This is a genomic window from Rhodococcus sp. PvR044, from assembly GCF_040548995.1.
GTDB lineage: Bacteria > Actinomycetota > Actinomycetes > Mycobacteriales > Mycobacteriaceae > Rhodococcus_G > Rhodococcus_G oryzae.
Genome location: NZ_JBEPSX010000007.1, coordinates 126112 through 146261 on the forward strand (window position 1 = coordinate 126112; position 20150 = coordinate 146261).

At 66.9% G+C, this 20150-nt stretch carries 17 protein-coding genes and 1 pseudogene; 9 read left to right on the forward strand and 9 right to left on the reverse strand.

Annotated elements, in window-relative coordinates:
* Nucleotides 1-161 precede the first annotated feature (161 nt).
* On the forward strand, nt 162-662 hold the full coding sequence (locus ABIC28_RS17555; RefSeq protein WP_354580073.1) for an STAS domain-containing protein: 501 nt from the start codon (nt 162-164) through the stop codon (nt 660-662).
* Nucleotides 663-968: 306 nt separating this feature from the next.
* Nucleotides 969-1931: a TIGR03557 family F420-dependent LLM class oxidoreductase gene (locus ABIC28_RS17560; protein WP_354580075.1), complete on the forward strand. Its 963-nt coding sequence runs from the start codon at nt 969-971 to the stop codon at nt 1929-1931.
* A gap of 194 nt (nt 1932-2125) precedes the next feature.
* On the opposite strand, the gene ABIC28_RS17565 is transcribed toward ABIC28_RS17560, so the two are convergent.
* Nucleotides 2126-2818, reverse strand: coding sequence for a PAS and ANTAR domain-containing protein (locus tag ABIC28_RS17565; protein ID WP_373560280.1), 693 nt, complete (start codon nt 2816-2818; stop codon nt 2126-2128).
* Nucleotides 2819-2989: 171 nt separating this feature from the next.
* Between ABIC28_RS17565 and ABIC28_RS17570 the strand changes: the two are divergent.
* Both ABIC28_RS17570 and ABIC28_RS17575 read left to right on the forward strand, forming a co-directional pair.
* Nucleotides 2990-3199 (forward strand): annotated as a pseudogene (locus tag ABIC28_RS17570) (hemerythrin domain-containing protein); the annotation flags it as partial.
* Nucleotides 3171-3386 (forward strand): hypothetical protein, encoded by a 216-nt coding sequence (locus ABIC28_RS17575; RefSeq protein WP_354580193.1) that lies wholly within the window; start codon nt 3171-3173, stop codon nt 3384-3386. The pseudogene ABIC28_RS17570 and the gene ABIC28_RS17575, both read left to right, overlap by 29 nt.
* Before the next feature lie 41 nt (nt 3387-3427).
* Here the strand turns inward: ABIC28_RS17575 and ABIC28_RS17580 are convergent, their stop codons facing one another.
* A complete protein-coding gene (locus ABIC28_RS17580; RefSeq protein ID WP_097213303.1) occupies nt 3428-3982 on the reverse strand; it encodes a type 1 glutamine amidotransferase domain-containing protein in 555 nt (184 codons plus the stop codon).
* 46 nt (nt 3983-4028) lie between these two features.
* Nucleotides 4029-4406 (reverse strand): hypothetical protein, encoded by a 378-nt coding sequence (locus ABIC28_RS17585; protein ID WP_097213302.1) that lies wholly within the window; start codon nt 4404-4406, stop codon nt 4029-4031.
* Between the two features lie 310 nt (nt 4407-4716).
* On the opposite strand from ABIC28_RS17585, the gene ABIC28_RS17590 reads away from it, so the two are divergent.
* Nucleotides 4717-4989, forward strand: a complete 273-nt coding sequence (locus ABIC28_RS17590) for a cupredoxin domain-containing protein (RefSeq protein ID WP_179800662.1) — start codon at nt 4717-4719, stop codon at nt 4987-4989.
* Nucleotides 4990-5028: 39 nt separating this feature from the next.
* Here the strand turns inward: ABIC28_RS17590 and ABIC28_RS17595 are convergent, their stop codons facing one another.
* Complete coding sequence (locus ABIC28_RS17595) at nt 5029-7410, reverse strand: ATP-binding protein (protein WP_097213300.1); 2382 nt, start codon at nt 7408-7410, stop codon at nt 5029-5031.
* Between the two features lie 108 nt (nt 7411-7518).
* On the reverse strand, nt 7519-8667 hold the full coding sequence (locus tag ABIC28_RS17600) for a tyrosine-type recombinase/integrase (RefSeq protein ID WP_097213299.1): 1149 nt from the start codon (nt 8665-8667) through the stop codon (nt 7519-7521).
* A 752-nt stretch (nt 8668-9419) separates the two neighbouring features.
* Here ABIC28_RS17600 and ABIC28_RS17605 point away from each other — a divergent pair.
* Together ABIC28_RS17605 and ABIC28_RS17610 are read left to right on the forward strand one after the other, a co-directional pair.
* Nucleotides 9420-10253 carry an alpha/beta fold hydrolase gene (locus tag ABIC28_RS17605; protein ID WP_354580079.1) on the forward strand — a complete coding sequence of 278 codons (834 nt, stop codon included), beginning with the start codon at nt 9420-9422 and terminating at the stop codon, nt 10251-10253.
* 350 nt (nt 10254-10603) lie between these two features.
* Entirely contained in the window at nt 10604-11269 is a 666-nt protein-coding gene (locus tag ABIC28_RS17610; RefSeq protein WP_097213298.1) for a DUF8020 domain-containing protein, read from the forward strand.
* 54 nt (nt 11270-11323) lie between these two features.
* On the opposite strand, the gene ABIC28_RS17615 is transcribed toward ABIC28_RS17610, so the two are convergent.
* The 3 genes from ABIC28_RS17615 to ABIC28_RS17625 all read right to left on the reverse strand — a co-directional run bounded on the left by ABIC28_RS17615 (nt 11324) and on the right by ABIC28_RS17625 (nt 15196).
* A complete protein-coding gene (locus ABIC28_RS17615; protein ID WP_354580081.1) occupies nt 11324-12085 on the reverse strand; it encodes a dienelactone hydrolase family protein in 762 nt (253 codons plus the stop codon).
* A gap of 1409 nt (nt 12086-13494) precedes the next feature.
* Nucleotides 13495-14280 (reverse strand): ABC transporter permease subunit, encoded by a 786-nt coding sequence (locus tag ABIC28_RS17620; protein WP_269590258.1) that lies wholly within the window; start codon nt 14278-14280, stop codon nt 13495-13497.
* Nucleotides 14281-14284: 4 nt separating this feature from the next.
* A complete protein-coding gene (locus ABIC28_RS17625; protein WP_097213295.1) occupies nt 14285-15196 on the reverse strand; it encodes an ABC transporter ATP-binding protein in 912 nt (303 codons plus the stop codon).
* Between the two features lie 149 nt (nt 15197-15345).
* Here ABIC28_RS17625 and ABIC28_RS17630 point away from each other — a divergent pair, with 149 nt between their 5' ends.
* Together ABIC28_RS17630 and ABIC28_RS17635 are read left to right on the forward strand one after the other, a co-directional pair.
* Complete coding sequence (locus tag ABIC28_RS17630) at nt 15346-18060, forward strand: cation-translocating P-type ATPase (RefSeq protein ID WP_354580084.1); 2715 nt, start codon at nt 15346-15348, stop codon at nt 18058-18060.
* Nucleotides 18061-18145: 85 nt separating this feature from the next.
* Complete coding sequence (locus ABIC28_RS17635) at nt 18146-18730, forward strand: CBS domain-containing protein (protein WP_097213293.1); 585 nt, start codon at nt 18146-18148, stop codon at nt 18728-18730.
* 21 nt (nt 18731-18751) lie between these two features.
* On the opposite strand, the gene ABIC28_RS17640 is transcribed toward ABIC28_RS17635, so the two are convergent.
* A complete protein-coding gene (locus ABIC28_RS17640) occupies nt 18752-20146 on the reverse strand; it encodes a wax ester/triacylglycerol synthase domain-containing protein (RefSeq protein ID WP_354580087.1) in 1395 nt (464 codons plus the stop codon).
* Nucleotides 20147-20150: the final 4 nt, after the last annotated feature.

Here is a 20150-nt window from a genome sequence, read left to right on the forward strand (position 1 = left end):
GATGTTGCGTTCGCTGAACGCAGACTACCCACCTTCCTCATCGCCGAAACGAAGGTATGGCCTCGCTCAGATCGATCTGGTAAGAAAGAGACAGGTTGAGCCAACAGCCGGCGGTAGGTCGAGCAATCGTCGCAGCTCCCGAAAATCCACTCGAATGCCTGATGAACGATCGCAACACCACCGCTTCACTCCGCACTGTCAATTGCGATGATGAGGAGGGTGTCGTGCTTCAACGTCACCAGTTCAAGGGAACGGATCGAGTGTCGCGCCCGGTGGAATCTCCGCCGAGAAGAACATCGACGGTTGTCGTCCCGATCAGTGGAGATGTCGATGCAGCCACGCTGCCAGCCGTGCGGGAACAGATCAATGCCGGGATCGACGAGGCAGCTGACAGGCTCGTGGTGGACCTGTCGCAGGTCACGTTCCTGAGCATCAGGGGTGCGGAGGTGCTGGCCGACGCACAGTGGCGAGCCCGGGCCGACGGGGTGGAATTCTCAGTGATCGCCGGGTCGCGCGCGGTCGACCACACCCTCCGGGTTGCCGAGCTGGACAACCGATTCCGCTGCTTCGCTTCGGTCGAGAGCGCGCTCGCGCTGCAGCATGATGGTCGATCGCGTCCTGTCGATACCGCTTCCCTCGGGGCTTGGCAGGCGGTCGGCTGATCGCAGCCCCTCGGGCCCGTGGTCATCGCGGCGCCGGCGGCGGTGGTGCGGGCGGCACGGGCTCGGGGGATGGTCCCGGCACCGGTCCCGGTTGCGGCGGCTGTGGCCCCGGCGGCGCGGGGTCGGGTGCCGGCCCTGGGAGGGGCGGGGTGGGGACGGGCGGAGTCGGGATCGGTGGCTGTGAAACGGGGTCACCCGGTTCCGGCTCGCCCGGATCCGAAGCGCCGCTGATTCTGGTCATGCCCCGGTGATACCCGCCGAGTGGGTGCCGGAAACCGGACCCGATGAGTGAATCGGAGGCGTGCAGTGCAGATCGGATACAAACTCTTCGCGGAGGGGTACTCGCCGACGGAGCTTGTCCGCCAAGCCGTCCGCGCCGAGGTGGTGGGCTTCGACTTCGTCGAGGCAAGCGACCATTTCCATCCGTGGCTGGACAATCACGCCCACTCCGGCTTCGTCTGGTCCGTGCTGGCTGCCGTCGCCGCGCGAACCAAGACGGTGGGCCTCGCGACCGGTGTCACCTGTCCGTTCCTCCGATATCACCCCGCGCTGATCGCGCAGGCCGCGGCCACCACCGCCCTCCTGAGCGAAGGCCGGTTCACCCTCGGTGTCGGTTCAGGGGAGCGTCTGAACGAACACGTCGTCGGTAGGGGGTGGCCTGCGGTCACGCGGCGGCACGAGATGCTCCGCGAGTCGCTCGAGATCATTCGGTTGCTGTGGTCGGGCGGCTATCGGTCGTACGAGGGCAAGCACCTGACGCTCGAGGACGCGAGGGTGTTCGATCTGCCCCGAGAGCTGCCGCCAATCGCGGTCGCCGCAGGCGGACGTTCCGCCGCGACGGTGGCGGCCGAGCTGGGGGACGCGTTGTTCGCCACCGAGCCGCGGCCCGAGATCGTCGAGCGCTACCGGGGGGCAGGCGGCAAGGGGCCCACCTATGCCGAGGTACCGCTGTCATGGGCGGCCGACGACTCCGCGGCCGCCGAGTCGGCCCGCGAGAAGTTCCGGTTCGGAGTGCTGGGCTGGAAGGTGCAGGCTGAGTTGCCCAACCCCGCGGGTTTCGAGGCCGCCTCGGCGTATGTGACCGACGACGACATGCGCGCCGTGTTCGGTTGCGGTCCAAGGGTTGACGACCATCTGGCGGTGGCGCGGAAGTACGTCGATGCCGGCTTCGATCGGCTGGTGCTGATCAACGCGGGACCCGATCCGGACGGCTTCTTCGACTTCTTCGCCGACGAGCTGTCGGGCCCGCTGCGTCAGTTGGGTGGCTGAACTCCGATGCGTGTTCGGCGCCAATCGCTTCCGCCATGAGCTGTTCGGAGCCGGCATCACCGCCGTCGAACGGGCGGAATCGGCGGCTCGGGATTCTGAACCGCCGATCCCTCGGTTCCTGCGACTACCCGGGCGGCCACAGGCCCTGTCCCTTGAGTGCCCGTGCATACCGCGATCAAACGCAGAACGAGGCCTTATCCGCCCGGACGTTGCCCGTCGGCTCGGATCGACATCGTCAACAGGATGTGGTTGAAATCCTCGCGGAATCCCTGCGGTGTCGCGATCAGGCTGGAGATGTCGCGGAGCAACTGACGGGCCACGTCGCGCAGTTTGACGTTCGACTCTTGCGAACGCCAGGTCAGAACCTCGAAGGCGCGGTCAGCGGAGATCCCGTATGCGAGCATCAACGCGCCCTTCGCCTGCTCGATCGCGGCTCGTGACGAGGCGATCTCCGCGACCGCGTCATCGATCGATTCCTGGATGTCGGATTCGAACGCGTCGGTGACGTCGATGTAGAAGCCGAACGTCCCGATCACGTTGTCATCGTTGTCGAGCAGTCGGTCGCCGACGACCACCACGCGATGGGTCTCGCCCTCCGTGTCGATGATCCGGTGCCTGCTGCTGAAGGGCGCGCCGTGGGCCCGGACGTTGTCGAGGATCGCGGCGACATGTGCCTTGTCGTCGGGGTGCTTGTGCGAGAGCAGTAGCTCGGTGGTCGGCACGACCGACCCGGGCGCGTACCCGTGCATTCTGGCAACTGCGTCCGACCATTCCCACGCGTCGTCCGCGACCCGAAAGCGAAAACTGCCGACGAGCATGCCCGACTCGCCGCCGACGGGCGTCGTCGCGCTGAACTCAGGCTGCGCCTCGGGCGCGACTTCGCTCACCCTCTGAGTATGGACCCATTTCCAGGGCAGTGGCGATCAACGAGAAGCGGACCTTCTTCGGAGGCATCCGGACGGAGAGGCGTGGCGTTTCACGCCGCGTGCGGACGGGTAGCAAGGGGCGGTGAACCGAACACGCAACCCGGAAGGCGGGATCCGAAGACCCCCACACCCATTCGATCGACCGATGACGTGATCCAGTTCTTGGTCGGTCAGCACGAACAGATCAAGGCGCTGTTCAACGACGTTCTCGCCCTGTCTGGGAAGGCTCGCGGTGAGGCGTTCTTCGCGCTTCGTCGATTGCTTGCGATCCACGAGACGGCGGAGGAGGAAGTGGTCCATCCTCGGGCCCGGCGTGACCTCGACAATGGTGGCCCATTTGTTCGCGGCCATGCTCGACCGAGCACGCGACGCGATCGACTGGCCCCTCGGTGAGGAACCGGGCGAGATGAACGCAAACATACTGGAACTGCTGTTATTGCTGTTCGCGAGTGGCGGGATCGTGGTGATCGTGCGGGCGAAGGTGCGCCATCCGGCATACCGGAGGCCGCCCGGTATGAGCCAAGGCTAGAGATACCGGCCACTGCGCGGCCATGATCGACCCGCCCGTGGTCACGCACTGCCTGCCGCGATCACATCGACGAGGGCTTCGCAGAAGGCCGGAAGATCGCCCGGGTTGCGGCTCGAGACCAGGTTGCGGTCGACCACGACCTCTCGATCGACGACGGTGCCGCCCGCATTCGCGATGTCGGTCCGGATGCTGGGGTAAGCGGTCAGGGTCCGGCCGCGCACCGAGTCCGCCTCGACGAGGGTCCACGGGCCGTGGCAGATCGCGCCGACGGGCTTGCCTGCCGAGATGAAGTCGCGAACGAAGTCGACCGCCGCGCGATCCTGACGCAGATGATCGGGATTGGTGGTCCCTCCGGGCAGGACCAGTCCGTCGTATTCGGCGACCGTTGCCGCCGCCACGCGCTCGTCGACCGGGTATCGCCCCGCCTCGTGCACGTCGCCCTTCATCGCCTGGATCTCGCCGGTGTCGAGAGACAGCAATCTCACCTCCGCCCCTGCGTCCTCGAGCGCGCGTCGCGGCTCGACCAGCTCGACCTCTTCGACGCCGTCGGTGGCGAGTACGGCCACCCGCTTTCCGGCGAGCTTGACGGAATTCATGGTTCCTCCTGTTCCGTGGGCAGCGACTGCCGGTGTGACCGACGATCTATCCCGTGGCGAGAACGTTCGCGGACATGCCGAGGTAGACGAGCATCGCAATGAACAGGACCCAGCCGGCGCCGTGCCAGACGGGCCATGTCCCACCCTCCCGCCACAGGCGATAGGTGCGCACGAAGGCGCCCAGGCCGCCGAGCAGGAGGATGACAGTCGGTCCGAGCGCCAGAATGTAGCGTTCCGGGTTCGAACACACCGCGGTCGAGGCCTCCGCGCACTCGTCGCGGTTCGACAAGCCCCAGGCCAGGGAGACGGCCATCACGGTCAGCGCAAACCCGACGACGGCGAGCGTGTACACGGCGGCGCCGCGGAGCGTGTCGCGATCGCCCCAGCGCTTCTCGACGTCCCGCTTCCCGACGTCCTCGGCCATGCTCTCCTCCCGATCGAGTGCCCTGTCGGTCAGGGGATGCCCGGTAGGCACGCGGTCGAAACGGATCGAGTTCTCAAACGTTTCGGCGGCGCTCCGGTGCGGTAATCAAGAAGCGACCTCGGGAGGACAGATGTTCACACATGCATCCAGCGGCCGGCACGCAAAGAGACCGAGCCGATGGGGTCGGCGGATCGGTGTGGCACTCGCCGGCTTCGCGATCGCCGCGGTACCGGCGTGCGGCTCGGACGACGGCACGCCCACGACTCCTGAAGCGCCGTTGACCAATTCTTATGGCCCCGGAACAGGAACGATGACCGCACCCGGCACGCCGGCCGAATCCATGGTCGTCACCATCAGGGACTTCAAGTTCGAGGTCCCGACGACGGTCCGGGCGGGGGCCGAGATCTCCCTGGTGAACCAGGATGACGTGGAGCACTCGGTGACCTCGAACGAGGCGGGGAAATTCGACGAGGACGTCGACGGGAACAACACCGCAACCTTCGACGCACCGATGAACCCGGGCACCTATCCGTTCCACTGCACGTACCACCCCGAGATGCAGGGGATACTCGTCGTCGAATGACGTCGGCGGAAGGGGTGCGCTCCCCGTCCTGATCGGTGACTACACCGGCTTCGGATCAGCCTGTCGATCGAGGTGGTTCTCGGCCATCCAGGCCGCGATCTGTGTGCGCGAGGTGAACCCGAGCTTGGACAGCACGTGTTCGACGTGGCCCTGGGCGGTACGGGGCGAGATCACCAACATGGACGCGATCGCCTTGTTCGAATGGCCCGCCGCGACCAGGTGCGCCACCTCGGTCTCGCGGGGGGTCAGCACGGGCGCGACCGGCGTCGTCCGGGCCTGGGCGACGCAGCGGTCTCCGAGCGCATACGCGACAGCCTCGTCGAGACTCATGGCGGCACCGGTACGAAACGCCTCGCCGTAAGCGCGGGTACCGAGCGCGTCGCGGGCGAGCTGTTCGCACTCCTCATGGTGGGCCAGGAGATAGGGGAGGGTCGCTGAGCTGCTCCCGACAGTCCGCGAGAGCGTCTCGGCGGCGCCCATCAGCACCGCGGCACGCGTCGGCTCGTCCTCGCGGGTCGCGATCCAGGCCAGTGACTCCAGGCACCAGCCCGTCATGACAGGGTCATCGACCTTCCGGATCAGCCGCAACGCCAGCTCTGTCACGGTTGACGCGCGACCGGTGTCTCCCGTGCGGAGCGCCGTCAGTCCGAGGGTCCATGACGAGTACGCACGGAAGAAGGACTCCTCCCGTGGGGTGGTGATCGCCAGCACCTGCTCGTGACACGCATTGGCTGTCGCCTCATCCCCGGACAGTCCACTCGCGATTGCCAGGCCGAGGAGGCCACCCAGTTGTCGGCCGATCCGGGACGCGCTCGGACCTCGGTCGGCCCCGGTAGCGGACGATGCGCCCGCGCTGGCGATTGCAGTCTGGAGCGGTTCTACCGCCGCCGCGAGGTCACCGCTGAACAGCGCCCGGTATCCCCTCGCGTAGTTGCCGATCTCGAGTGACTCCGCGCTCCCCAGCTGCTCCGCAAGCGAGCAGCACTGTTCCGCCCGCGCCGAGGCCTCCCCGAGTTGACCCTGCATGCCTGCCAACACGCCGTCGCAATACAACATCTCCACGCGCTCCTCGGCCTTCATGGCGTCGGAGCTGGTGAGGCAGCGGCCCATCCATCGCCTTGCTTCCGCCAGCATGCCCCGGCACGACCAGAACATGAACAGGGCATTGGCGGTGCGTGCAGTGACATCTGGATCGATGCGGACGACCGCGTCGGTCAGACCGAACGCCAGAGCATCCCGCAGGTTCGACTGTTCCCGATCGAGTCTGGCGATCCATTCGGTTTGGCGGGGGCCGATCCACTCGGACTCGGCGCGCTCCACCACCTGCTCGTACCACGCGAGGTGCCGCCGCTGCGCCAGCGGAAGGTCGCCGGATTCGCGTAGCTTCTCGCGGCCGTAGTCGCGGATCGCCTCGGACATGCCAAGGCGCACGACCTCACCGACCTGCTCACGGGCCAGGATCGACTTGTCCACCAGGGACGACACCGCGTCCAAGAAATCGTTGGCAACCAGCGCCTCGGGGCAGACGCCCTCGGCCGCATCGAGCTCGAAACCGCCGGCGAAAACCGACAGCCAGGCCCATAGCTGCTGCTCGCGCGCCGTGCACAGGTCGTAGCTCCAGTCCACGCACGACCGTAGGGTCTGTTGTCGGGTCGGCGCGACCCGGGAACCGACGGTCAGCAACTGGTACCGGTCGGTCAGGCGGTGCAGGATCTGTTCGGCGGTCATCGCCCGGATCCGCACGGCCGCCAGCTCGATCGCCAACGGAAGCCCGTCCAGCCTGCCGCAGATTCCCGCAACCGCCGCGCAATTGCTCTCCGTGAGCACGAAGTCCGGCAGGCAGGCCGTGGCGCGTGCGACGAACAACGCCACCGCCTCGCAATCGGCCATCGCCTCGAGCGGCGGGGCCTGATGGGTGCTGGGCACCGCCAACGGCGGCACCCGCATCACCTGCTCGCCGTCCACCCCGAGGACCTCGCGGCTCGTCGCCAGGATCTGCAGCTCTGGACACGCTCGCAGCAGTGTCTGTACCAACGCAGCAGCGGCGCAGAGCACGTGTTCGCAGTTGTCCAGCACCAACAGCGTCTGTTTGCTGGAGAGGCGATCGATCAGCAGGCGAGAGACCGAACGTCCGGGCCGATCCGGCAGCCCGAGCGCCGCGGCGATGGTCTCGGGCAACAACGCAGGATCATGAAGGTCGCCGAGCGCGACGAACCACACACCGTCGGCGAACGCGCGCCGCGAATCCTCGGCTACCCGCAAAGACAATCTGGTCTTGCCGACCCCGCCGATGCCGGTCAACGTGACCAACCGCGAGGTGGACTGCAGCCGCCGTGCCTCGGTTATCTCGTGGCGCCTGCCGATGAAACTGGTCAATTCAACCCGCAGGTTTCCGGGCTTTTCCTTGACAGAGGTTGTCATCGAACGTCATCTCGTTTCGCGGTGTGCTGTGATCGACGCTATCCCTGGAAGGCTATGCCCGGCCGATGGTGGCCATATCGTTGCGTTCATTTTGTTCAGCCGCTCGGCTCATACTCGGTCCACCGCACCGATCACCCCGGTATGCAGGGCGTTCCCGTACGTTTCGGCCGCGTCGGCGCGGGGGAGGGGCGTGCCCCTCGAGACGAGTTGGTAGGCCGGATTCAGGGCAGCGGCGTCCCGGACAGAGGCGCCCGCGCCCACCGTGTACCGCTGCGTGGTGTTCATGGACTCGTGCCCGAGCATTCGCATCAAGGTGTAGATGCTGACGTTCTGGTCCGCCATGGCGGTGGCGAAGGTATGCCGAAGCTGGTGGACGAGGGCGCCCTTGGCGCGGTCACCGTTGATCCCCGCGCGGCGATAGGCGCGTTCGACGCGGTACTGCAGCGTCCCCCTGGTGATCCGTCTGCCGTCGCCACCGACGAACATGGGGTCGGCGTCGGTGAACCGCTCCCACGGGGAGACCTCGGCCCGCGGCCTGCGTCGCGCCGTGTCGGGGAATCGCTCGGAACGGCTGACGAGGTAGTCGCCGAGTACATCGACCACAGCCGGCTCGACGGTGACGACCCGCTCTTTGTTCCCCTTACCGTGCACGTGGATCACCTTGGCGTGGCCGTCCCCGTCGTCGATCGCGTCGCGCAGGTCTCCGAGATCGACCGCGATGAGTTCGGCGGAACGCATCCCGGTCAGCAGCCCCGTGAGAATGAGCGCGAGGTCGCGTTCCGGCCAGGCGCGCGCGCCGTTGTCGTCCGACGATTGGAGCGTTGCCACGAGCCGTTCGATCGAGTCGGCACGAAACGCCTTCGGCAGTGTCTTGGGTGCCTTCGGCCGCAGCACCGCCGACATCGGGTTGGCGACGATGGCGTCGACGGAGAACAGGAAGTCGCACAGCATGTTCCAGGTGGACCAGCATCGCCTGATCGAGGCCGCCTGGTGGGTCCGCGCGTAGTCGGCGAAGGCCGCCCGCACTGTCGTCTTGTCGAGCGCGTCGAGGGTGAGGTCCGCGGCGGTCACCCCGCGGGCACGCGAGAGGGCATCGGCGATGAGGGTGTAGTCCTGACGGTAGGCCTTGAGGGTGTTCGGTGAGGGTTTGGCGGTGCTGCGGTGGACCAGGAACTCCTCGAACCAGGGGGACAGCCGATCCCGTGCCCGACCTCCCGTCGGGACGCTCTCGTCATCGGGGTCTCGCTCCGTCACCATGAGCGGGCACGCTAGCGGCAGGCACCGACATCGAGGGGAGCGGGTCCGGGGATTTCCGTCAAACACGTTGGGGCAGGGGCCTTTGGGCGGCAGCGGCCGCCGCCGACACGGGAGCGCGTCGATCCGAGCGATCGGGTGGTCTTGATAATGTCATAACGCCGAGGATATCGGCACTCGTGCCGCAGCGGGGGTCATTCGCCGTAGTCGGCCGCCTGTTCGTGCCCGCTCGCGTCTGCCGGCAAGGAGAAGGGGGGCCTGCGTCGGCGTCCGGGGCGTGTGCGGTCGTGATTCCTCGTGTCGAGCGGAGGGCCTGCCGCGGCCGCCCGCCCGCGACGGTGAGTCGTCCTCGCCGCGGGGGAGTGCGGTGGCGCCAGGGCGTGGTCGCGATCCCCCCGGTCGACAGTGGAGGGGGAGTCGACGTTCTTTGCGGCGCCCGCTCTTGCATCAGTCGTCGAGGTGGTACGGCGGGGGAGTTGGCTGCGTTAGCCGGGTGTCGATTCCAGGGGAGGCGATCGGCGATCGGGCCTTGCGGTCATTCGTCGCGCGGCGGTATCCCTGGTGATAATGACATAACGCCTGGCCTATCGGCTCCTGAGCCGAACCGAGGGAACCTCCCACGGTCTTCTCACGTCCACCGACGCTGCCGTCCGTTGGCACAGAAAAGGGGAGGGCCGCGCCTCGGCCGCGGACGTGCCGCGACGCCCTAGGCTCGGGTGCAGTGTTCCGTGCGAATGTTCCGGCAGGGGGTTGTCGTGGAGACGGTCGAACTATCGGTGGGGACGATCGAGTACGAGGACACGGGTGGGCCGGGGCCCGTGATCGTGTTCCTGCACGGGCTGACCATGGATGGGACGCTCTGGCGGCACGTGGTCGCCGACCTGCGCGACGACTATCGGTGCATCCTGCCGACGTGGCCGCTCGGCGGCCACCGGATTCCGATGAAGCCGGATGCGGATCTGTCGCTCTCCTCGCTCGCTGTGCTGATCGGGGAGTTCGTCGAACGGCTCGGGCTGACGCAGGTGACGCTCGCGCAGAATGACTGGGGCGGAGCTCAGGTCCTGATCGCGAACGGCGACACCTCGCGGATCAGCCGGATGATCATCACCGCCAGCGAGGCCTTCGAGAACTATCCGCCGCCGCCGGCCCGGCCCATCGCGGCAGTCGCCCGGATCCCGGGCGGGTTGTTCCTGACCATGCAGGCGATGCGCCTGCGTGCGATGCGACGATCGCCGAGAGCGTGGGGAGGGATGAGCAAGCGCGCGGTCCCGACCGAGGTGATGGACGGCTGGTTCCGTCCGGCCACGGAGAACGCGCAGGTGCGGCGCGACCTTCGGAAGTACGTGACTTCCGTGCCGGACCGGGACACACTCCGGACCTGGGCCGCCGCGTCCGCCGGCTACCAGGGCCCGGTGCTGGTCGTGTGGGGGACCGAGGACCGGGTGATGCCGGTCGAGCACGGCCGCCGCCTGGCCCAGCTCTTTCCCCGCGCGGAGCTGGTCGAACTCGCCGACTGCTACACGCTGATCCCGGAGGACAGTCCGCGCGAGCTGACCTCCGCCATCCGCGGGTTCCTCTCGTCGACGTGACCGTCGGCCGAGTCGTCGTCGAAGGATCCTCCGGCCGCGCGAAGAAGGTCCGGTGCCCGACGGCCCGGTACACGCGGCGTTTCGGCCGAGTCACGTGCTGATTGCGCGTTCCTGACTCGCGAGTAGCTGACGAGGTGCGCGAATCGTAAGGGCGTGGACACCGTGCGCCACGGGGTGGACACAATCCGTCTCTAGGGTCATTCGCATCTCCACCCGCTGTCTGTCTTCACCGTCGCAGCAGCTCAGCGTGCCCCTCTGCGTCGATCGACGCGTCACCCATCGGCTGGCTTCGTCCGGCAGCGCAGGGACCATCGGTCCCTGCGACAGAACGAGAAGGAATCTCACCGACCATGAAAATGACCAAACTTGCGGCCGTCTCGGCCATGACGATCGCGTCGATGGGAATCATTGCCGGTACCGCCTACGCGGATCCCACGCCCGCCACGACGGCGGGCGTGGGGTGGAACGTCACCCGCAGCGGCAACCAGGTGATCCTCGATACGGCCGCGGGTTCGCTGGCCAAGGAGAACAACCACCTGATCGTCCGGGACTCGAGCGGCGCCATCGTCGAGTCGGTGCCGCTGGCGCTCGCGGTCGACGGCATCGCGCACCCGGTCACGGCGACGATCGACGGCCGCACCGCGACGCTGACCGCGGACACCAGCCCGGCCGCGGCGACCCCGGTCGCCCTGCCGGTCAAGGACATCGACCTGCCCGCCGCCGTCGCGGGGGTCAAGGACAACATCACCATGACGGGCGCCGTCGGCGGCTTCCTCGGCGCCGCGACCGGTCTGGTCGGCGGCTGCATCCTGGGCGCGGTCGCAGCCGGCGTGGTCTCGGCGCCTGCGGCAATGCTGTTCGGTGCGGGCCCGCTCGCGGGCTGCATCGGTGGCGCGCTGCTGGTGGGAGCCGGCGCGTCGTTGGCGGGTACCGCGATCGGGGGACTGGGCGCCGTCGCCGCCAACGCCCAGCCCTTCATCACGCTGCTGAACGCGCCGCCCGCCGCCAAGAAGTAGTCCGATAAGCGATATCGGCGCCCGGCACGGGGCCGGGCGCCGATACCGGTCAGGTCAGTCCGGAGCCGTGTCGGCGGCCCGGCCGAGGTGGCGGGCGAAGAACCGGGCCGAGCTGTCGCGCTCGTATTCGGGCACCTGGTTGTGCCTGCCCGGGTGGGCGTGCATTGCCTTCTCCCTCGAGGCGAAGGCGTCGAACAACGCCACCGCGGAGGTGTGGTCGATTTCGTCCTCGTCCCACGGAATCCGGTACTCGACCGGGACGGTGATCTTTCTCGCCGCCTCGATCAGAGCGTCGTGCACGTAAACCCCGCCGAAGCTCACGGCAGCGATCCGGGATTCGACCGCGGTCAACATCAGCCCTGTCACGACGCCCAGATTCACCCCGCCGTAGCCGATCGGCGCTTCGGCGCCGATCTCGGGCAGAGCCTGCAGGGCGTCCAGGGTCGCCTGCCATTCCGGCACCGCACGCTCCGCCAGCGACATGTTGTAGTCGATGACGATAGGGGCGATCGGCTCGATCGCCGCCCTGGCCTGATGGATCGCCTCGACCCACCGTTGATCCTGAGGGTTTCGTGGCCGGTCACCGTGCCCGGGCGCGTCGATGGCGGCGACGGTGAACCCATAGGTGGTCACGCTGTGGAGTGCACTGGCCACCAGCCCCGGCGCCTTCTTGTGCATGCCGCCGGAGTGCCCCAACAGCAGCAGCGGTGCGCCAACCGTTCCGGATGTGGGCGACCAGAGCACGCCGGTGATCTCGTCCAGAGTGAAATTGCGTTCGATGACACCGCTCGACGGTGTCTCAGAGGTGAATTGCATGGTGTTGCCTTTCGGGGTTGCCTTGTAGTCGAGGCGCTCCCGGCGACACCTACGTCAATCGCCGAACCGTGAAACGAGTGGGAGCACCCACATGATTACTGCGTTCATGGGTCTCACCTCCTCGCGTGATGCACGGTCTCGTAGACGCTATCAACCTGAAACGAATCCCGTCCAACCTATTTCCTGTCCACCCACCCGACCGGCGTGGTTCAACTGGCGCGTGTCGGACGGATCGCCGTCGCGGGGGATCGGTCAATAGGACCGCCGGCTCGGCCGCGGCGACGAGGTGGTGGAGGAGTGGGCCGGGTGGTGCGCTGGGGGGAGTCGTGGCCCGAGGTCGGCCTCGGGGCACCCGGTCTGAGTGGCGGGGAACCCGGGACGGGTCGGGTCGGGTGGCGCCGCGTCGACTGGGTTCAGGTTCTGGCAAATCCCGACGGGGATACTTGAAAATCACGTATTCTGTTGTACTGCACCGAGTTTCATGGATAACAGTGATTATCCATGAAACTCGGTTGCGGTACCGACGATCGGTGTGCCCGTGCCGCCGGTGGGGGTCTGCGGTAGGTCTCGGTCGCCGGGCGACCGACTGCGGCGGCGAATTGATCCGTTCGGACGATTCGGATGCGTCGGTGCCTGGACGGCGGTCCGTCGGGACGCCGTCGTCCGCACGCGTGCGACGAACCCGTCGCTCCGGCGGAGGTGCTCGCGGGGGCGGTGCCGGGGTCCGTCTTCGGGTGATCCATCCCGTCCGATGGGTGTTCGGTGTGTGCGATGTGCTCGCGTCGATCCGAGGTCTATCCGTGCTCGTGGGGGCGGCCCGGATGCATTTTAGATGACATAATGTCGATTATCGGTTGTGCGCTGAACTGCGTTGATAACGCGTCCGCACGCGCGGCCGGTTGTTCGTTTGTTCCGTCCGCCGCCTTCAGGCGTCTTACTCGGCGCGCTCGGATGTAGAGCGCACCTTGCCGGTTGGCGATTGCCTGCAGACTCCGGCGACGGGTCCGCTGCAGGTTTGCGCGTTCCCTCGAGCCGCGTGGCCCGTGATGCCGGTGTCCGTCGCGCGCCCGTCGGGCTTGCTTCCGGGCACTTGCGACTCCCTCCTCGCGTGGGCTCCCGCTTCCGTCCTACGTCGCCCATTGCGTCACTGTGACGAAATGTTCGGTGCATGGGCTTGGCTGATGGGCGGTGTATTGATGCTCCAGGCCGGATCGGAAGCCGAGTCCGAGCTCGTCGCTCGCCCCCGTGCGCGCAGCGGTGGCGATGGTTCCGGCGCCCCGAACTGACACTGATCGGTCCCGCGGCGAAGTCGGCGCCGGGCATGACCGCGCCTCCCCTCTCGCTCCCTTGGGGCCTACCCTTTGTCATTGCGTCACTGTGATGAAATGATCCCGACGGGTCCGGACTCGTCATCCGCGAACGTCACGTCGATTGAAGCCGACGATCGCGATGATGATCAACACCGCGACCGTCGCCGACGCGACGACCGCGGATCCGGCGGAGAACCCGTGCTGGATCGGATCGTGGCCGGCGTACTGGAAGAAGGGCGAGGTGCGCTGCCACGGCTCGAGCCAGGACACCATGGGCGCGAGACCGTTGACGATGTACGCCAGGACGGCTGCGGCAACGGGCACCGACCTGCTGACTGCTGGGTGACCGGTGATCGCACCCAACGCCAAGGCCAGTGTGCCGAAGACCAACGCGAGGAGCACCGCATGCACCATCGCGGCGGCCACCCCATTCTGGGGCAGGTCCATGTTCGCGAGCGAACCTAGCAGCATCAACGCAACGCCGGTGACCGTTCCCAGGAGCGCCGTGCCGATCAGCATGGCCGCGCCCTTCTCCAATACGATGCGGCGCCGACTGATGGGCGCGGAAAGCAGCAGATCAAGCGTCCTTCGATCCTCCTCTCCCGCTATCGCCGCGGCGCCCGCTCCGATCGCATACGTCAACAGCAGTAGTGGCACCATGAACGACAGGAGCTCGATCTTCACGTAGCCGATCGGTGTGGACATGTCCGCGCCGGACATCGCGAAGAGCGCACGAAATGTCTCCGGCATCTGGTCGAGAAACTCGTTCATCGACGGTTCGCCGCGCACACTCGGCCAGATGGCCACATACATCCCGACCAGCAGTACGAGGCCGATGGCCCATGCGGGCAACGCGCGGCGTTGATCGTGAAGCGTCTTTGTCATCACGCTACGAAACATCGCTGGACTCTGTTCCGTAGTAGGTCATGAACGTCTCCTCGAGGTCGGCCTCGGCGCATTCGAGGTCGACCACCGTGAACTGGGCGATACGGTGGACCAATTCGTTGAGCGCCTGTTCCGGTGCATCGCACCTCAGGGTTTCCCCGTCCACATCGAGGTTGCGAACACCCTTGACGTCGCGGAACGCGTCCGCTCGCACGGGACGGTCGAACTCGACAACCACGTGGTGCAGGGACTTCTGGCGGAGCGTGTGGAGCTTTTCCACTGCGATCAACCGGCCTTCGCGGAGCATTCCGATTCGGTCCGCGACCTGCTGAACCTCACTGAGTAGATGTGATGACAGCAGCACCGTTCCCCCGGCAGCGGTGTGCTCTCGCAGTATCGCGTCGAACTCCCGTTGCATGATCGGGTCAAGACCGGTCGTCGGTTCATCGAGTATGAGCAGCTCCGGAGACGACATCAGCGCCAGCACTAGCCCGAGCTTCTGTCGGTTTCCCCGCGACATGACCCGCACGGGTTTGCCCAGATCGAGATCCAGGCGTTCGGCGATGTCGGCCGCCCGAAACCCTCCTCGGCGAGCCCCGACCTGGCCGAAGTAGGAGACATGATCGGAACCGGTCATCTTCTCGTACAGCGCGAGCTCGCCCGGAACGTAACCGACCCGACGGTGCACCCGAGGTGCTGACGACCAGCAATCGAACCCCAGCACGGTCGCCGATCCCGATGTCGGGCGCAGCATGCCCATCAGGATTCGGAGCGTCGTCGACTTCCCCGCGCCATTGGGCCCCAGATACCCGAAGATCTCCCCCGCATCGACGCTCAGATCCACGTCGACCAGCGCCAGCTGCCGGCCGTAGGACTTGGACAGGCCCGAGGTGGTGATCGCTGGGCGACGGGGCATGCCCCAAGCCTGGACCGCGCGCGCCCCACCAGATCAGGGTCCAAGGTCCCTTCCCCTGATCCAGTGCGACTCGGCAATGTGAATATCGGGTCGACAGTGCACTCAGGGAGGCGACCGTGTCACCGACCGCTTCGGTACAGGACCAGCCAGTGAATCCGCAGGAGTCGATCGACAGGCTCTTTCGTGATCTCCGCACGGGCGCGGCCGGACTAACCGAACGTGAGGCGGCGCGCCGCATGCAGGTATTCGGCCCGAACGAACTCGTCAGGCGAGCCGGGCGAGAATGGCCGGGACAGATCGTGCGCCAGTTCACTCATCCGCTGGCCCTGCTCCTGTGGCTGGCTGCGACGCTGGCAGGAGTCAACGGCGCCCCGGAGCTCGCGTTGGCCATCGTTTTCGTGATCGTGATCAACGCGGCGTTCGCCTTTATTCAGGAGCGCCACGCTGAGCGAGCAGTGGAAGCGCTGGCCGCCTATCTGCCTGCGCATGCTGCCGCAATCCGAGACGGCAGGTCCACACCGATCGAAGCTCGGCAACTCGTGCCTGGCGACGTGATTCATCTTCGGGAAGGCGATCGGGTGTCCGCCGACGCACGCCTGCTCTCGGGCAGCGTGGAGGTCGACCTGTCGACGATGACCGGAGAATCGGTGCCCACCCTGATCATGGCGAACGCGAATGTCACCGTCGGACCGCTCATCGCCGCACCCGACATCGTCTTCAGCGGAACAACCGTCGTCGGTGGCGACGCCGACGGCGTGGTCTTCGCGACCGGGATGCACACCGAGCTCGGGCGGGTCGCGGCGCTCTCGCAGCGGGTGTCGATAACCGAGAGCCCGCTCGAGCATCAGGTGAAACGAGTCGCCTGGTTGATCGCCGCGGTCGCGGTCACGATGGGAGTCGCGTTCATACCGCTCGGAACCCTGCTCGCGGGGCTCTCGCTGGACGATTCGACGAGTTTTGCCATCGGATTGCTCGTCGCCAACGTCCCGGAGGGGCTGTTGCCCACGATCACGCTCGCGCTCGCCGTCGGCGTGAGCGAACTGGCCAGGCGCGGCGCGCTGGTCAAACGGATCTCGGCCGTCGAAACACTGGGATCCACCAGCGTCATCTGTACCGACAAGACCGGCACGCTGACGATGAACAGGATGCGGACCGTCAAGATGTGGACCCCGGGCGTGGTCGTCGACTTCGCCGGACCCCTTCCAACCATCGCTGCGGGATCCCAGCCGGCCAGGGCGGCGCGGGTGCTCGCGGGGTGCTGCACCGTGGCGATGAGCACCGATGGGACCCTCGATGAGAACGCCGATCCGACGGAATCGGCGCTCTTGCACGCCGCGCTTGTCGTGGATCCCGATGTCACGGTCGGGGTCAGGTCCCCTGCCGCGCGGTTCTACTTCGATCCGTCGCTCCGACGGATGTCGATCGTCGCCGATCTCGGTGGCTCCTTGCAGGTCTACACCAAGGGCGCTCCGGAGGAGGTGCTGGCGCGAAGCGCATTCATGGCAGGTCCGGACGGCAATGATCTGACGTTGGGCGGCGCTGAGCGCGACCGAATAGCCGATCTGATCCGTGAATGGTCTGGTGAAGGTCTTCGGCTGCTCGCGATCGCGGACAGGACGCTCGACGTCACGGACGGTTCCACGCTGACGCGAGACGCGGTCGAACGGGACCTCACCCTCCTCGGGATCGCGGCGATGGTCGATCCGCCCCGGCCGGAGGTCGCCGATGCGGTCGCACGATGTCACTCGGCGGGCATCAGGATCGTCGTCATCACCGGTGATCACGGTCTGACCGCATCCCGTATCGCCAAGGACATCGGGATCGGACGCGACGGACTTCGCGTCATCACCGGAACCGAGCTCGACGCCATGCCGGAGGCGGCGCTCGATCAGCTCCTGGCGACGGATCAGGAATTGGTCTTCGCCCGCAGCTCGCCCGAGGCCAAGCTGCGGATCACCGATGCGTTGCGGTTCACCGACCATGTTGTCGCGATGACCGGCGACGGCGTGAACGACGCACCGGCCCTTCGCCGGTCCGACATCGGCATCGCGATGGGACGCTCGGGCACCGACGTGGCACGGGAAGCCGCGACCATGGTCCTCACCGACGACAACTTCGCGACCATCGTCACGGCGGTCGAGGCGGGCCGGCGCGTCTACGACAACGTCCGTAAGTTCATCGTGTACATCTTCGCGCACGCCACCCCTGAGGTGGTCCCCATCCTCCTCTACGCGCTGTCGGGTGGGCAGATCCCGTTGCCGCTCACCGTGATGCAGATTCTCGCGATCGACCTCGGCACCGAGACCTTGCCTGCCCTGGCGCTCGGGCGCGAAGCGCCGGAGCCGGACCTCATGCAACGTGCTCCTCGCCCGCGCGGCCGCAATATCGTCGATTCCACGCTCCTGCTCCGGTCCTGGGCGCTCCTGGGTGGGGTATCGGCGGCCCTCGTGCTGGCCGCGTTCTTCGCCACCCTCGTTCGGGGTGGTTGGTCGATGGGGGCCGATGTGTCGTCGGGGCCCCTGCACCACACCTGGCAGCTCGCGACGACGATGACCTTCCTGGGAATCGTCTCGTGTCAGATCGGCACCGCGTTCGCGGCCCGAACTGAGCGTGCCTCCCTTCGTCAGATCGGGGTGACGACGAACCGTCTCCTGCTCTGGGGAATAGCCTTCGAAATCCTGTTCGCGGCCGCGGTGGTCCTCGTCGCACCACTCCAGCGTGCTTTCGGCACGGTGACCCCGAGCTGGGATCAGGTCGTGTGGCTCCTCCCGTTCCCCATCGTGGTCTGGGGGTGCGACGAGTTCTGGCGCTGGACCCGGCGACGGCGCAACCGCGTCGGATCGGGCACGGGAGGGTCGACATGATCGTGTATCGACGGACTTGGGACGTATGGCCCTAGTCCCCCGGGCCGGCCACGCGGACGCTGGAAACGTAGCCAAAGGAGCAATCATGCGCGCGCGACACATCATGAGCAGCCCGGTCACCACCGTGACAGGGTCGGAGTCGGTCATCGACTGCCTTCGCACGATGGAGACCACGGGCTTCACGGTCCTCCCCGTCGTCGACGACTCCCAGCATCTGACCGGGATCGTCTCGGAAGGTGACCTCCTCCGTGAGCAGTTTCGTTGGTCGCATTCGAAGGCTGCCGACGACGACGAGGCGGGCAAGGCCCCGACCGCCGCAGATGCCATGAGCAGCCCCGTCGTTGCCATGACCGCAGAGGCCGACATCAGTGACCTGGCGTCGGCCATGCTCAAATCGAGGTTGCGTGGCATCCCGATCGTGCACGACAAGGACATCATCGGCATCGTGACCCGCAGAGACTTGATCGGCGTCCTGACGATGGACGACACCCACATCGCCCATGAGATCCAGCACCGCCTCGACGTCTACAGCGGCACTCGGCGATGGGAGGTCCACGTGGCGGGAGGCAGCGTGACCATCGACGGCACGGAGCGCGATGACCCGGAGTGCGGTGTCATCGCTGCGCTGGCCGAGACGGTTCCCGGCGTCAACGACGTTTCGTTTTCCTGATCCTCGGACGGTCCGGGGCGATCACCTGGCCGCGTCCTCGACACGATCGAGGGCGGGCTGCTCTCGTAGTCCCAGGACCTTGCGGAATCCCTCGGCCATCGACTCCCGTAGCGCATCGATATCCGGCACCGCTGCGCCGTCGGAGTCGAGCCCCACGCAGCAATGAGATCCGTAGGACACCATCGTCGCGTTGAATGCCGCACCGAGAGTGGGGCTGAACGCGTAGTAGCGATCGACCCGGGATCCCGCGATGAACAGCGGTTTCGGAGAGCCGACCACATCCGATGCGACGATATCGACGTGCCTGAGCATCTTCCCGAGCAGTGTCGGCGGCAGGACGTTCAGCACACCGGCGATGACAGGCGACAGGGCTATGGCCGGTTCGCTGCGCCACCTGCCGATGATCGCGTGCACTTGCCGGATCAGGACTGCCGGGTCGTCCGTGTCGGCGGGCAGTGTCAGGCGGGCCAGGGTGATCTTGTTGCCCTCCAAGGGATCCCGCTCCGTCCGCAGGCTCATCGGAATCGTGACACGCAGCCTGTCGATCGTGGCCCCGTGCCGGCGGTGGTAGTGCCGCATCGCGAGCAGTACCGCAACGATGAAGGCGTCGTTGATCGATCCGCCACCGGAGGAGGCCGCCTGGGACAGGTCCTCGATCGGCACCTCGAGCACCGCGAAGCGCCTGCGTATGGACCTGGCGGTCATCACGGGAGACAGCGTGGTCGCTATCGGTCGAACGAAACGGGCGACCGACATGAGACTCGCGGCGACCGCGCGCGCCGTTCCGTACGGGTTGCCTGCCACCCACCGTGCGCGTTCAGGTGCCCGCGCAATGATCTGTCTGGACAGCGCGGCGGCGGACAGTCGGTACCACGACGGCACCGCACCGTTCGTTGGTTCGCGCTGAACGGGCGGTGTTGCGAGGGGGCGCTCCCCCTCGCGCGTGAGATCCACGATCTCGCGGGTGATGGCCATCCCACCGACCCCATCGGTGAGTGCGTGGTGCACCTTGAGCACGAGCGCCGCACGGCCGCCGGACAGCCCGTCCAACACCGTCAACTCCCACAACGGCCGTTCCCTGTCGAAGGCCGTCGATCCTGCTGTCTGGGCGAAATCCAGCACCGACTGCATCCCGGGCTCCGTGAGGGTGAATCTCCGCAGATGCCAGGACAGGTCGAAGTCCGGGTCGACGACCCACCGCGGCGGAGCCGGACCCAGTTTCGCCTCGACCACCTTGCATCGGAAGTGGGGCGCGAGAGCGGTGGCCCTGTCCATCATCGACACCACGCGGCGCCAGTCGGGACTTCGGTCGAGTACCAACAGCGCGACGATGGTCGAGCGCAGTGGCGGATCCGCCTCCATCCGCCACGCCATCAGGTCGGCCTGGTTCATGTACAGCGGCGACTCATCGGCCATTGCC